Annotated in this window: 12 protein-coding genes; 9 read left to right on the forward strand and 3 right to left on the reverse strand. The window is 39.6% G+C overall.

From position 1 onward, the window contains the following. Window positions 1-42: 42 nt before the first annotated feature. Window positions 43-663, reverse strand: coding sequence for a recombination mediator RecR (gene recR, locus HFD85_RS06295; RefSeq protein WP_167606302.1), 621 nt, complete (start codon window positions 661-663; stop codon window positions 43-45). A gap of 134 nt (window positions 664-797) precedes the next feature. Here recR and HFD85_RS06300 point away from each other — a divergent pair, with 134 nt between their 5' ends. Further along, on the forward strand, window positions 798-1349 hold the full coding sequence (locus tag HFD85_RS06300) for a hypothetical protein (protein ID WP_167606305.1): 552 nt from the start codon (window positions 798-800) through the stop codon (window positions 1347-1349). Between the two features lie 214 nt (window positions 1350-1563). On the opposite strand, the gene HFD85_RS21965 is transcribed toward HFD85_RS06300, so the two are convergent. Continuing rightward, on the reverse strand, window positions 1564-3843 hold the full coding sequence (locus tag HFD85_RS21965) for an NADP-dependent malic enzyme (RefSeq protein WP_167606307.1): 2280 nt from the start codon (window positions 3841-3843) through the stop codon (window positions 1564-1566). Window positions 3844-4076: 233 nt separating this feature from the next. Between HFD85_RS21965 and HFD85_RS06310 the strand changes: the two genes are divergently transcribed. Beyond that, window positions 4077-4631 carry an HdeD family acid-resistance protein gene (locus HFD85_RS06310; RefSeq protein WP_167606310.1) on the forward strand — a complete coding sequence of 185 codons (555 nt, stop codon included), beginning with the start codon at window positions 4077-4079 and terminating at the stop codon, window positions 4629-4631. A gap of 13 nt (window positions 4632-4644) precedes the next feature. Here HFD85_RS06310 and HFD85_RS06315 read toward each other — a convergent pair whose 3' ends face one another. Further along, window positions 4645-5517 carry a helix-turn-helix domain-containing protein gene (locus tag HFD85_RS06315; RefSeq protein WP_167606313.1) on the reverse strand — a complete coding sequence of 291 codons (873 nt, stop codon included), beginning with the start codon at window positions 5515-5517 and terminating at the stop codon, window positions 4645-4647. A gap of 118 nt (window positions 5518-5635) precedes the next feature. Between HFD85_RS06315 and HFD85_RS06320 the strand changes: the two genes are divergently transcribed. From HFD85_RS06320 to HFD85_RS06350, 7 genes are all read left to right on the forward strand, one after another. Continuing rightward, window positions 5636-5908 carry a hypothetical protein gene (locus HFD85_RS06320; protein WP_167606315.1) on the forward strand — a complete coding sequence of 91 codons (273 nt, stop codon included), beginning with the start codon at window positions 5636-5638 and terminating at the stop codon, window positions 5906-5908. Between the two features lie 222 nt (window positions 5909-6130). Continuing rightward, window positions 6131-6322 carry a hypothetical protein gene (locus tag HFD85_RS06325; RefSeq protein WP_167606318.1) on the forward strand — a complete coding sequence of 64 codons (192 nt, stop codon included), beginning with the start codon at window positions 6131-6133 and terminating at the stop codon, window positions 6320-6322. A 28-nt stretch (window positions 6323-6350) separates the two neighbouring features. Continuing rightward, the gene (locus HFD85_RS06330; RefSeq protein WP_167606321.1) at window positions 6351-6626 is read left to right on the forward strand and encodes a hypothetical protein; all 276 of its coding nucleotides are present in this window, start codon (window positions 6351-6353) and stop codon (window positions 6624-6626) included. 471 nt (window positions 6627-7097) lie between these two features. Then, window positions 7098-7691: an RNA polymerase sigma-70 factor gene (locus tag HFD85_RS06335; protein WP_167606323.1), complete on the forward strand. Its 594-nt coding sequence runs from the start codon at window positions 7098-7100 to the stop codon at window positions 7689-7691. Between the two features lie 81 nt (window positions 7692-7772). Continuing rightward, window positions 7773-8780, forward strand: coding sequence for an SMP-30/gluconolactonase/LRE family protein (locus HFD85_RS06340; RefSeq protein WP_167606326.1), 1008 nt, complete (start codon window positions 7773-7775; stop codon window positions 8778-8780). A gap of 166 nt (window positions 8781-8946) precedes the next feature. Beyond that, window positions 8947-9930, forward strand: a complete 984-nt coding sequence (locus HFD85_RS06345; protein ID WP_167606329.1) for a FecR family protein — start codon at window positions 8947-8949, stop codon at window positions 9928-9930. Between the two features lie 179 nt (window positions 9931-10109). Beyond that, window positions 10110-13493, forward strand: coding sequence for a SusC/RagA family TonB-linked outer membrane protein (locus tag HFD85_RS06350; RefSeq protein WP_167606332.1), 3384 nt, complete (start codon window positions 10110-10112; stop codon window positions 13491-13493). The last annotated feature ends 14 nt before the right edge of the window (window positions 13494-13507 follow it).

Below are 13507 nucleotides of genomic sequence, written 5' to 3' on the forward strand. Positions count from 1 at the left end.
CTTTTGGATAACGGAAAAAACATAAAAATGTGATGTGAAATCTTACTTTCCGGTTGAACTTTCATAGGGTACACGGTTTACCAGCGAACGCCCCAGTGTTATTTCATCGGTATACTCCAGTTCGTCGCCAATTGAAACGCCACGCGCCAGTGTCGAGATTTTTACCTCAAAATCTTTCAATTTTCGGTAGATGTAAAAGTTGGTGGTGTCGCCTTCCATAGTGGTCGAAAGTGCCAGAATAACTTCGATGATCTCGCCTTCCTGAATACGTTCGATCAGCGAGCCGATTTCGAGGTCGGATGGTCCGATCCCGTCCATCGGCGAAATAATGCCACCCAGAACATGGTAGAGTCCGTTGTATTGCTGCGTATTTTCAATCGACATAACATCGCGGATGTTTTCTACCACACAAATTACGCTGGTATTTCGTGACGTATTCGAACAGATATTACAAATTTCGGTATCCGAAATATTGTGGCAAATTTTGCAGTGTTTGATCTCAGTTCGCAATTGAATCAAACTGTTTCCAAAAGCTGAAACCTGTTCCTGATCCTGTCGCAGCAGGTGCAAAACCAGCCTCAAGGCACTTTTTCGTCCAATTCCTGGTAGTTTTGAAAATTCGTTCACGGCGTTCTCCAGTAAACGCGATGGGTATTTATCCATGTTCATTTTTCAAAAATAGATTGAAAAAATAAAATTACATCCTAAATCATCAGCTTTAATGGTACTCACTGCATTTTTATGTATATTAAAACTTTCAAATTGAAGTTATACCTAACAAATAAACAATTTAGAGAATGAAATCACTCACATTAATTCTGATCATTTCTATACTGTCGCTGGTAAGTTATGGACAGGTAAATGATTCAACGCAAGTGGCCCAAGTTCAAAAAACCAAACTCGACAGAAGTAAGATTTATTATGGTGGTTACGTAACCATGAACTTTAGCAGGGATTATAGTGTAGTTGGTGCTCAGCCAATGGTGGCCTACAAACTCACGCCAAAATTATCGACGGGAGTTCAGGTAACTTACGAGTACATAAATTACAAGGATTTCGACGATTACAGTGGTTCGAATTATGGAGCAAGTGTTTTTAGCCGGTATCGTTTTACGCCGCGTTTGTATGGACATGCCGAATTTCAGTTGATGAGTTATAAATGGCTGTACTCGGATGGGGACAACCGAAAAACTGCACCTATGCTGTACCTCGGAGGTGGTTTTAGTCAGCCAATTTCCCGGAACACCTGGTTTACAGCTCAGGTTTTGTTCGATGTGCTGAACCATGAAAACTCACCCTACAAAGATTGGGAACCTTATTTTAGTGTGGGCGTAGGTGTTGGATTCTAAGATTAAGTTTTATTGTGAATGTCGATGATGGTATGAGGAGATTCCTCTCCGTCAGTTGACGGATCGGAATGACAAAAAATTAGGAAAGTTTGCAGGTCGTGGGGATATTTGGTGGCGCAGCCACCAAATATCCCCACGACCTGCGCTTGTCCGACCATCTGTTGGTCATCCTGAGCGTATCCGTCATCCGACGGAGGAGCGAAAGGATCTTTTATTAAAGTTCATCGCAGTTTGATTGTGCATCGATAACCGCAATAGCAGTCATATTTATAATTTCCCTTACGGTGCTGTCGCGCTGCAAAATGTGGATTGGTTTTTTCATCCCCATTAAAATCGGGCCAACGGCTTCAGCCGGTCCCAACGATTGCAAGATCTTATAGGTAATGTTTCCCGAACTCAGGTTGGGGAAAATCAACACATTGGCATCTTCGTCGCCCAGTTTATTGAAGGGATAACGCGAGTAACGCAGCTTCCCGTTCAGGGCGTAATTGGCCTGCATTTCGCCGTCGACCATCAGATCCGGGTATTTTTCGTGCAACATCTGAACGGCTTCTTTCACACGAACCGGGCTGCCCTCACCTTTGTAAGCACCAAAATTGGAATACGATAACATGGCAATTTTCGGCTTAATGTTAAAGCACTGAACTTCGGCTGCGGTGAGGATGGTTGTGTCGGCCAACACCTGTGCCGATGGATTCATATTTACGGTGGTATCTGATAAAAACAGCGGGCCACGTTTTGTAAGCAGGATGTACATGCCGGCAATGTGATTGAATTTTTCTTTTACGCCAACCACCTGCAAAGCCGGACGAATGGTGGACGAATATTTACGTGAGAATCCTGAAATAAATGCGTCGGCTTCGCCGGTTTCAACCATCATGGAGCCAAAGTAGTCGCGATTGTACATTTTTTCCACGCATTCGTTGTAGGTCATTCCTTTTCGCTTGCGTTTCTCGTACAGGATTTTCGCGAATTCGTGCCGTTTTACGTCGCTTACTGATTCGTAAAGATCGATGATCGGGACATTGGTGATATCCAGTTGATTTTCCTTGATCAAAGCGTGTATTTTGTCTTTATTGCCAATAAGGATGGGTTTGGCTATACCTTCGCGCAGCACAAACTGAACAGCTTTTAAGATGCGGTAACTATTGGCTTCGGCAAACACAATTCGTTTCGGATCTTGTCTCGCTTTATTCCTGATTCCCATGATCAGTTTGTTATCGATTCCCAGGCGGTTTCTCAATTCCTGCTCATAGGCGGTCCAGCTCTTAATGGGATTTCGGGCTACTCCGGTTTCCATGGCCGCATGTGCCACTGCTGTAGAAACCGTAGTGATCAACCGTGGATCGAGTGGTTTTGGAATAATATAATCTTTTCCGAAAGTGATGTTTTGGACATTGTAAGCTCGTGCTACCATTTCGGGCACATAATCTTTCGCCAGTTTTGCAAGTGCCTTGGCAGCTGCAATTTTCATCTCTTCATTAATCGTGGTTGCACGAACATCAAGTGCTCCTCTGAAAATGAATGGAAATCCGAGTACATTATTAATTTGATTCGGATAATCGCTACGACCGGTGGCCATAATAATGTCATCGCGAACCGAAGTTGCGTCTTCATAAGATATCTCGGGATCTGGATTAGCCATCGCGAAAACAATCGGATCTTTAGCCATCGATTTGATCATTTTTTTACTCACCACATCGCCAACCGAGAGTCCCAGAAAAACGTCAGCATCTTTCATGGCTTCCTGCAAAGTGTTTATTTTTCGTAGGGTAACAAATTCTTGCTTGATGGGATTCAGGTCGGTGCGCTCCATGTTTAGCACACCTTTACTATCCAGCATCACAACATTTTCGTGCTTAACACCCAAACTCTCATAAAGCCTGATGCAGGAAACTGCTGCTGCACCGGCGCCATTTACGACCACCTTAATGTTTTCAATCTTTTTATGGTTCAACTCCAGGGCATTTAATAATCCTGCAGCCGAAATAATGGCTGTTCCGTGCTGGTCGTCGTGAAACACCGGTATGTTTAATTCCTTTTTCAGGGTTTCTTCAATTTCAAAACACTCCGGTGCTTTTATATCTTCCAGATTTATTCCGCCAAAAGTTGGAGCTATGGCTTTTACCACTTCAATCAGTTTCTTCGGATCCTTCTCATTCACCTCAATATCGAAGACGTCGACGTCGGCAAAGATTTTGAAAAGCAGACCTTTGCCTTCCATGACTGGTTTCCCGGCTTCCGGACCGATATCACCCAACCCAAGTACGGCAGTACCGTTTGAAACCACAGCCACCAGGTTGCCTTTGGCCGTGTATTTATAGGCGTTGTCAACGTTTTTTTGGATTTCGAGACAAGGTTGGGCAACTCCGGGAGTGTACGCCAGTGAAAGGTCGTACTGGGTGTTGTGCGGTTTGGTTGGTACAACTTCAATTTTACCCGGCCTGTCTTTTTGATGGTAGTTGAGGGCATCGACTCTTCTCAGTTTAGCCATGGCGAATATTTTTTGGTTACACTCAAATTTACTGATAAATAGCGGCCTAATGTCAGGATAAAAATCAGGTTAAAAATGATTTTAAAACACATTCCTGTATTTACAGAATCGCAAGATGTTCTCAAAAATGAGGAATAAAGAAAGCAGTAAATTCGTTTTAAGTTTATTGAACTTTATATCTGAACACAGTGATTTTTTATGTAAATTGAATCATTATCCTAAATTATTGACCTATGAATGCAGCTCATGTTGGCAACGTAAACAAACACTACTGGTGGATTCCCATGGTATCGGGATTAACTCTGTTGTTATTCGGAATCTGGTTTTTGGTGGCCCCGCTCGACAGTTTTAAATCGCTTACCATTGTATTCGGTTTGATAATCATGTTAAGCGGTGTTTACGAAATGTACATCGCTTTAAGAAACCGAAAGGCTGTACTGAATTATATATCGTTTTTATGGGGCGGTGTGTTAAATGTTATTTTGGGTATTTTGTTGATTTTGAATCCTGAAGCAATTTTATGGATCATTAGTTTGGTGATTGGCTTCTGGATGATTTTTAAGGGTGGAGAGCAAATTAAAAAAGCTTTTCAATTAAAAAAGGCGAAGAGTAAAAATTGGAAGGGTGTGATGATATTTGGGATTGTGCTGATTCTGATAGCGGCCATTTTGTTGTGGCATCCCGAGATTATCGGATTTACCATTGCCATCTGGACATCACTTGCATTTATGCTTATTGGAGTATTCCGGATTTATCTTGCGTTACAGTTCAGGAAAATGAATGATTAGAATCCTGATAAAGCTATTGCTGATCGGAGCCGGAAAGAAATTCATTAAAATTTCCACTGATAAATGTTGCCTTTAAATCGGGGTGAGCGTCGAGCGTTTTCTCCCAAATTATCTGCATGTTCATTTCCCTGAAACGCTGAACCTTTAATTTCTGAAAGGTAATGCCGGCAAATATATAATCTTCTGGCGCCTGCTTTTTGAAGTACGACAACATTCGGTTTATGAGGTAATACGAATTGTCCAGTGAATTGGAATAGATGGAATAAAAGTAAAACACTTCGGGATTTTCGTCCTTAAATCTGGCCAGGTCGCTAACCGTTAGTTCGTTCTCCGTCATCTTCTGGTCGCGAATTTTTTCGTATACCTCATATTTCAAGGGGAATATCGAAACATGTCCGCCATGATAACCTGATTGTTCCCGTATCACCAGGTTCAAACCGGGTAATAAACGGGCTGCGGTTTTTAGTACATCCAGTGGAATTGGACTGCAGTTCTTCTGATTTTTCTGAATATAACTGATAAACTCAAAATCTTTATCGTCGGCTATGGTCTCAATACGAGTGGTGTGGTATTCTTCTTCCGCAATAAAATCTTTCGAATGTCTTACCATGCTCGATAACAGCGTAAGCGAATACATCCAGCGTTTGAAATCAAAATACACAGGTATGGGTTGTTCAGTATTCAGGTTTCGGATAACCTGGTGAGGGAATCCCATATTTTCAATCAAGAGCTTTTCTTTTTCGGCTTTTATAAGACTTTCGTTTTTTTCCCACCTGATCACGGTGCGAACATCCACATCAATCATGGCCGAAAAATCAATCTGAGTTAGTCCTCTGTGTTTGCGGTAATCAACAAGGAACTCACCTAATGTGTGATACTTTTTCATGGGTTATTTTATTCATCTAAATATAGTGAAAATAAAAAAATTGCCGACCTGACATTTCGTGTCATGTATGCCCCGGAATACTCCCCTTATTTTTGCCTTCGAAAGTTGAATGATGATAATGAAGATATTCAAGGTGTTGGAGAGTTACCTCGGGGAAGGGCTTCCAGATAATGGAAGTAAAAAGATGGCCGCAGCAAACATTATCCGTTTGCTGTCGGCCGTCGACCTCGAAGCAGAAGTTATACCGGAACGGAATAAAGATATGTTGTGTAGGTTGATCGCCTCGCTAAAAGGAGATGAGTTAAGTGCTGAGGAAGAGGCGATCATTTTTGAAATTACAGGTAAAACAGAATTGGAAAGAAATTCGAAAGACAGTAAAAATGATAACTGAAATTAAACAAAATATTAGCCTGGAAAGAATTGCATTAAGAATATCGCTGGTTGCGATGATAACTTATGGTGTAATTCTGACCTTAGTGCTCTTACTCTGAGCCGTTTTAGGAACAATGTTCAGTATTGTAAACGGTTAAAACACAAAATCATAGCACATTCGACTCTGGGAATTTTCCCAGAGTCTTTTTAAAACGAAAACATTAAAAGAAAAAATAATCATATGAAAAAAGAAAAAAACACCAGCTCCATTAAAGAAAATTGGATAATGGAGGAAAGCATTAAGGCCTTACGGGCCGAGGCCGAAAAGAAGCACGGTAAGTCGAGAATGAACGAGATTGGAAAACAATACGAAAAAGTTCCGCACCCGACACTCAGGAATACCTTTATTTTGAAAGAGAAAAAGCAATCGTAACTGAGATCGCAATTAGTACAGATAAGACATGAAGACATTCACAATACAGAAATCTGAGTTAAAGCCATATAATGGCGGAAGCAAGCTTATGGCCTATCCTCAATTTTCGGCATTAAATCCCGGAATGGCGATAACACTCAGTTTAATAGTTCCCGGAGCCGGACATATTTATATGGGCCGGGTAAATTCGGGTTTAAAATGGTTTGCTGCAGTTATGCTTGGTTACATGCTGCTGGTAATTCCCGGAATAATTCTACACAGCGTTTGTTTATACCGTGCAGGTATAAACCGTAAAAATACTTAAGAACTTATATTGATTGTTGTTTAATGTTTTCAGGGGTTTTGGCTATTGAGCCGAAGCCCCTTTTTTGTGCTGCCAGTTTTTTGAAGCTTCTCTTTAATGTCAGGGCATTTTCAGTGAACTGGATTGCTTGAGGATAAATTTAGGCTCCCTTATTCTGTCATATATGGTTGCTTGATCACTGTTTCAACAGAAGATTAAAATTGATAGGTTGAACTTTTTGGTATGGTTGAAACATTGAAGAATTTTAAATAGAATTCAAGGAAAAGAGGTTTAAGTATTGAATAAACTATCTCGCCGATTCGTATTAAAAAGTTTATAGTTGATATTCACTATAAGGAAGACCATGCTTTCAAACTTGGCGATATCGGTAATGATTTTCAGAATATATACTGAGTTTAGATTTGAATGGTTTTGAAATGAAATTAATTTTCTATTTTCACCAGAACTAACTAATCTATTCTCTGTGGTGCAATGAGTTTCTCGGACTCAAATAGCGGTTCTCCAGACTTAACCTTATTTAAAAAAGGAGACGAGCATACCTTTGAACTCATTTTCGATAAGTACTATGAAAGACTAGTTGGCTTTTGTAACCAGTTTATTTCAGATCTTGATAAGTCCAAAAGTCTAGCTCAGCAGGCATTCATAAAATTATGGATGAATCGTGATAAAATAGAACAAATCAATGGAATTACTGCATTCCTGTACACAGCTGCAAAGACCGAGTGTCTTAATTTTCTACGCCAGGAAAAGTACAGATACACCTACCAAAATAATGCACTACAGAATAGGGAAAAACTCTTAAATCAGGAAGTTCTGGAATCATTTCGATTCGACAGGCTTGAATACCAGGAACTGGAAGAGATGATCCAATCGGCACTTGATAAACTTCCTGAAAAATGCCGACAGGTTTTTATAAAAAGCCGTTTCGAATACATGAAAAACCGAGAGATTGCAGAAGAACTGGGTATTGCGGTTAAGTCAGTAGAAGGAAATATCACCCGTGCGCTCAAATTCTTACGTAAAGAATTGCAAGACATACTGCCACTTGTGATGTGGATGTTCTAAGATAATCTAAGATACAATCAGAAAGATATTCACTTTTATTTTATAGCTTTATAAGTGAGTAGATATTTAAAAGAAGAAAAAATGCAGCAATTAATTTTACTGGTACTTTTAAATATAATTTCGGTTGTTTGTTTTGCTCAGAACTATAAAACAACGGGCAAGATTATCATTAATGATAAAGAATTAAACAATCTAATTGATACTGCTACAGGCATAGAAATTATTGCTGAAGGCTTTAACTGGCCGGAAGGGCCACTTTGGCTGGCTGCAGACAACAAACTAATATTTTCTGATGTTCCTGAAAATGTGATTTTTGAGTGGACAGAATCGCAAGGGATACAGATCTACCTTCGAACTTCAGGGTATACCGGAGACACCCAAAGAGGTGGGGAGATGGGTTCAAACGGACTTCTTTTAAGTCCCGAAGGAGATTTGGTTCTGTGCCAGCACGGAGACCGCAGAATTGCAAGAATGAAGACTTCTCCAACATCACCTGAATCAAAATTTGAAACGCTCGCCCACAAATATGAGGGGAAAAGATTAAACAGTCCTAATGATGCCGTTTATAGTAAAAGCGAAGAATTGTATTTTACTGATCCTCCTTATGGTTTGGAGAAGAAAATGGATGATTCGGCAAAGGAATTAAATTTTCAGGGTGTATTTAAAATTTCAAAAAATGGTACTGTTCAATTGCTTACTAATGAATTAGAATGCCCAAATGGGATCGCATTTTCACCGGATTACTCAAAATTGTATGTTGCGAATTCTGATCCAAATTATGCGATTTGGATGGTTTATGATGTAAAAAAGGATGGAACGCTTGAAAATGGTAAGGTCTTTTATGATGCGACTGATTTGGCACATAAAGAAAAAGGCCTACCTGACGGCATGAAAGTGCACATGAACGGAACTGTTTTTGCAACAGGGCCGGGCGGCATCTTTATTTTTTCCGGTGACGGTAAAATTCTTGGGCGAATAAAAACAGGTCAGGAAACTTCAAATTGTGCTTTTAACGATGATTATTCGGCGCTGTACATAACTGCCGATAATTATATCTTACGGGTACGTTTAAAAAATGAAGGGCAGTAGAACAATTTTCACTTCTTTACATACTGCTGAAAGGAGAATGCTTCAGTTATTCTATTCCCATTAAATTGAAGAATCTCTTCAAATTTCTCTGCCAGGTATAAAAAATATGGAATTTGATAAAGGGTATTTAACTTCTCATGTGTACTCAGTATAACATATGGCAAAAATGAACAACAATATTATTCAGAAATACCTGCAGGGAAAAGCAAGTAACAAAGAGAAGGAACAACTGTTTAACTGGTTGGATGAGAGTGCCTCCAATAAGGAAGAGTATATTGAAATAAAAAAAATATGGGCTTTAACTTCGCGTGAAAAGAATGTTGAGGGCAAAACCTGGAGTGATATAAAACCATCGGAATCAAAACCGGCAAAAACCAAAACATTACAACACTGGTTGGCACGAGCTGCAATTTTTCTGCTTCTGATTAGTTGTGGCGCTATTGGCAGTCATTTCTTTTCAAAAACAATGGAAAACGAGAGCCCTGTTTACTCACAGATGTGCACCATTATTTCCCCTGCAGGGCAAATAACCAATGTTAAATTACCTGATGGTACTTTGGTAATGCTAAACTCCGGAACAAAAATTCAGTATTCAAATGATTTTACCTATGGAAATCGTGAGTTATACCTCGAAGGAGAAGCATTTTTTGATGTACAAAAAGATGTTGAACATCCATTTATTGTTAATTCCGAATTTCTTGGCGTAAAAGTGTATGGAACCTCTTTTAATATTCAGGCGTATCCTGAAGACAGAGCGTTTACTGCAACACTTATCGAGGGAAGCATCGGCCTGTTAAATACAAGCGGAGATGAGGTGACAAAACTGGTGCCTGGTGAAAAAGCATATTTCGCTGAAAGTGAAACAAGGATAGATATTAGATACGTAGATACAGAGATGTATACCTCGTGGAAGGAAGGACTGGTTACTTACCGAAACGAACGCCTGGAGGATATAGCCAAACAAATTGAACGTTGGTATAATGTTGAAATAATTATTCAAAAAGAGGGCCTGGGTGATGAAAGGTATTTTGGTACTATTTTGAAAAACAAACCTATCGATCAAATTCTTGAGGTACTAAAATTAACCACTTCGCTGGAATACGAGATTATACCCAGGGCAAATGAGCCAAGTCTGATTTACTGGAAATAAGATATTGAATTAACTAATTAAACTTATTGCTGACTTATGAATAGAGCTGATACTTCCTAAAAAGACGACAGGCCAAAAATACTGGAAATATTTTTAGCCTGTTCAGCTTTACCGGTACGCCAATACCAGTAACGCTTTGATAAATAAAACTTAGTATTTACCAATAACATGTCAAATTTATGAAAAAAACAGACAAGTGCCCTTGTGTATATGGGCAACTAAAAAAAGTTTTAATGATTATGAAACTAACAACCTTTCTTGTCCTACTACTAACTCTGAATGCATTTGCTGAATCCTATGCGCAATCCGCAAAAATTACGCTAACAATGGAACAGGCAACTGTAAAGGAGGTTATTGAGCAAATTGAAAGTGAAACCGAATTTTACTTCATGTTGAAGTATGATGATCACCTTATGAATCGATATGTGGATATTGCTTTTGATAATGCAAATATCCATGATGTGCTTACCCAGCTTTTTGACGCCAACAAGTATAATTACAAGATAATTGACCGCTACATTGCTGTAACTCCGGTTGATGAAATTGCAATGGATGCAGATGATCAGGCAACAATATCGGGAATTGTGACTGACACTAATGGGGAAGCTTTACCTGGAGTAACAGTACTGTTTAAAGGTACTACCAATGGTACGGTAACTGATATTAATGGCTATTATGAATTGCCGGTAACCGAAGGGAAGATTCTTGTTTTCTCGTTTGTAGGAATGAAAACACAGGAAGTTGAACTGGAAGGGCAAACTAAACTCGATATTACGCTTCAAGTTGATGCAATTGGCCTTGAAGAAGTTGTGGCAATTGGGTATGGTACAGTGAAAAAGAGTGATTTAACCGGTTCTGTAGCATCACTACGAAAAGACGATTTGAACAAAGGAGTAACTCCTACAGTTGCCGGATTATTGCAAGGTAAAGCCGCCGGAGTACAGATCACACAAGCCAGTAATGAACCTGGTGGTGGAACCACAGTGCAAATTCGAGGGGCTGGCTCTGTAAATGCAGGTTCCGGACCGCTATATGTTATCGACGGTCTTCCCATTGAAAATGGTCAGGTAATTTCAGGTAACGGAACAACAATACCCGGGGTGAGGGTTCCTCGTAGTCCGATGGCTAATATCAATCCCGCAGACATTGAATCAATTGAGATTTTAAAAGATGCTTCAGCTACGGCTATTTATGGTGCTCGTGGTGCCAACGGTGTTATACTGGTTACCACAAAGAAAGGTTCATCCGGGGCAATGAGAGTTACCTATAACGGATACACCGGGATTCAAACGCCAAAAGATATGATCGAAGTCCTTGGGGCGGAGGATTATATGAGAATACTTAATGATATTTTGGATACTCCCGGCTCAAACGTGCCGGAAGCAGAACGTGTCACCGAAATTCAGGACGGGGGTACCAATTGGCAGGACGAATTATTGCGTAACGCCGTTATTCAAAGCCATAGTTTATCGTTCACGGGCGGAGGAAATAAAACCAAGTATTTTGCGTCCTTGAATTATTTTAATCAGGAAGGAGTTTTGATAACTTCAGGTTATGAACGTTATGATTCAAGACTTAATCTCGAACACAAAACAGATAAAATGACGTTTGGTGTAAACTTCTCTACCTCTTACACGCATGATAACACAGTGCCGATCGGTTTTAGTACCAATGAAGAGGGAAGTTCGTTATATGCAGCAAGGGGATATGATCCAACACTGAGCATTTTCGATGAAGATGGAAACTATCAAGTTGTTTCATGGATGAACCTCGATAACCCACTTGCCCTTGTATATGGAAAAACAAGTAATACAGATAACTACAGAACGCTTGGGACCATATTCGGAGAATATACCCTATTGAAAGGATGGACTGCAAAGTTAAACATCGGTTTTGATAGCAGAAACAGCCGTAGGGATACCTACGTCTCGCGTTTGACAAAAGATGGAAGAGCAAATTCAGGAATTGGAACTGTATTAACCGGAACCAGAAATAACTATCTGGGCGAATTTACAAGTACCTACAACCGTAGTTTGGAAAATAACAGCAGTTTTACAGTAATGGGTGGTATCACTTACCAAAAATTTATAAACAGCAATTTTTCCGGAACGGGGAAAGGCTTTCCGGTTGATGAATCAGAAACCAATAATATGTCGTTAGCGAATGCTGCGTTGTATACTATGGATAGCTCAAAAAATAACAATAAGTTGCTATCTTATATCGGACGCGCTAATTATAATTTATTCAATGAGTTCCTTTTTACCGCTACTTTAAGGGTTGACGGATCGTCTCGTTTCGGCGAGAATAACAAGTATGGTTATTTTCCTTCAGGAGCATTTGCTTGGAAAATGCATGAACGTGAGTTTATTCAGGATCTGAATTTGTTCAGCATGTTAAAATTGAGAGCTAGTATAGGGCGTACTGGTAATCAGGATATTGGCAACTTTCTGTCGATCACTACCTTTAACCAAGGAGGAAATGTTATTCTTGGGGGTGAACAATATGTTACATTGGCTCCAACACGAATTGCAAATCCTGACTTGAAGTGGGAAACCACAGAACAAATTAATGTTGGTTTTGATATGGGATTTCTGGATAACCGGATATTGATTTCAATGGATTATTTCCAAAAGAATACGTTTGATATGTTGTTTGCTTTACCGATACCTGCATCAACGGGTTATACATCCATCATGTCAAATATTGGTAATATAAAAAACAGTGGATTCGAATTTACTATTGACTCAAGGAACCTGACCGGTAAATTGAAATGGAACACTAATCTAAATTTCAGTACATTGAAAAACAAGGTAACAGATATTGGAGATATTTCCGAAATCATTCATACTGGTGCAGGTCAATCGACATCTCAGATAGCCATTATCCGAAAAGGAGAAGCGCTTAATTCGTTCTATGGATATAAGACTGACGGCATATGGCAAACCCAGGACGAAATCGATGCTTCAGGTACATTAGACCCGGTAAAACCTGGAGATGTTAAATTTGTAGATATTAATGGTGATCATGTCGTTAATACCAATGATCGCGTTATTCTCGGGAAATCAATCCCTTCATTTACAATGGGTTTAACGAACCAGCTGGAATACAAAAATTTCCAACTGAATTTCTTTATTGATGCCGCAACTAATGTTGAGATGTTAAACAATTCAAAGGTTGAAACCTACTACCCGGTAAGTCACCGAAGAAACAGAATGGCGGAACCTTACTTAAATCGTTGGACTGAAACAAACCCTTCGAACGAATGGCCGTCATTTGTAAATCCTGCGGGACAGGGGAACAAAGCTGTTAGTGATTTAACAGTTGAAGATGCCTCTTATATCCGACTATCTACCGCTCAATTAACATATCAGGTTCCGTTGAAGAGCAAAAAGATATTTGATCATATAAGTGTATATGTTAGTGGACAAAACCTATACACAATAACGAATTATTCAGGACAAGATCCTACAACTAACTCAAACGGTAACAGTAGTTTGAAAATTGATTTCAACTCATACCCTGTGTACCGGACTTATACTTTTGGAGTAGAATTAGGTTTTTAACTTTTAAAACGAAA

Source organism: Maribellus sediminis (genome assembly GCF_011799805.1).
Lineage (GTDB): Bacteria > Bacteroidota > Bacteroidia > Bacteroidales > Prolixibacteraceae > Draconibacterium > Draconibacterium sediminis_A.

Bases quoted from the DNA above. Each gene is read 5' to 3' on its own strand.
- HFD85_RS06300 (WP_167606305.1), top strand. From the start codon at position 798: ATGAAATCACTCACATTAATTCTGATCATTTCTATACTGTCGCTGGTA.
- recR (WP_167606302.1), bottom strand. From the start codon at position 663: ATGGATAAATACCCATCGCGTTTACTGGAGAACGCCGTGAACGAATTT.
- HFD85_RS06310 (WP_167606310.1), top strand. From the start codon at position 4,077: ATGAATGCAGCTCATGTTGGCAACGTAAACAAACACTACTGGTGGATT.
- HFD85_RS06330 (WP_167606321.1), top strand. From the start codon at position 6,351: ATGAAGACATTCACAATACAGAAATCTGAGTTAAAGCCATATAATGGC.
- HFD85_RS06345 (WP_167606329.1), top strand. From the start codon at position 8,947: ATGAACAACAATATTATTCAGAAATACCTGCAGGGAAAAGCAAGTAAC.
- HFD85_RS06350 (WP_167606332.1), top strand. From the start codon at position 10,110: ATGAAAAAAACAGACAAGTGCCCTTGTGTATATGGGCAACTAAAAAAA.
- HFD85_RS06340 (WP_167606326.1), top strand. From the start codon at position 7,773: ATGCAGCAATTAATTTTACTGGTACTTTTAAATATAATTTCGGTTGTT.
- HFD85_RS06335 (WP_167606323.1), top strand. From the start codon at position 7,098: ATGAGTTTCTCGGACTCAAATAGCGGTTCTCCAGACTTAACCTTATTT.
- HFD85_RS21965 (WP_167606307.1), bottom strand. From the start codon at position 3,843: ATGGCTAAACTGAGAAGAGTCGATGCCCTCAACTACCATCAAAAAGAC.
- HFD85_RS06320 (WP_167606315.1), top strand. From the start codon at position 5,636: ATGAAGATATTCAAGGTGTTGGAGAGTTACCTCGGGGAAGGGCTTCCA.
- HFD85_RS06315 (WP_167606313.1), bottom strand. From the start codon at position 5,517: ATGAAAAAGTATCACACATTAGGTGAGTTCCTTGTTGATTACCGCAAA.
- HFD85_RS06325 (WP_167606318.1), top strand. From the start codon at position 6,131: ATGAAAAAAGAAAAAAACACCAGCTCCATTAAAGAAAATTGGATAATG.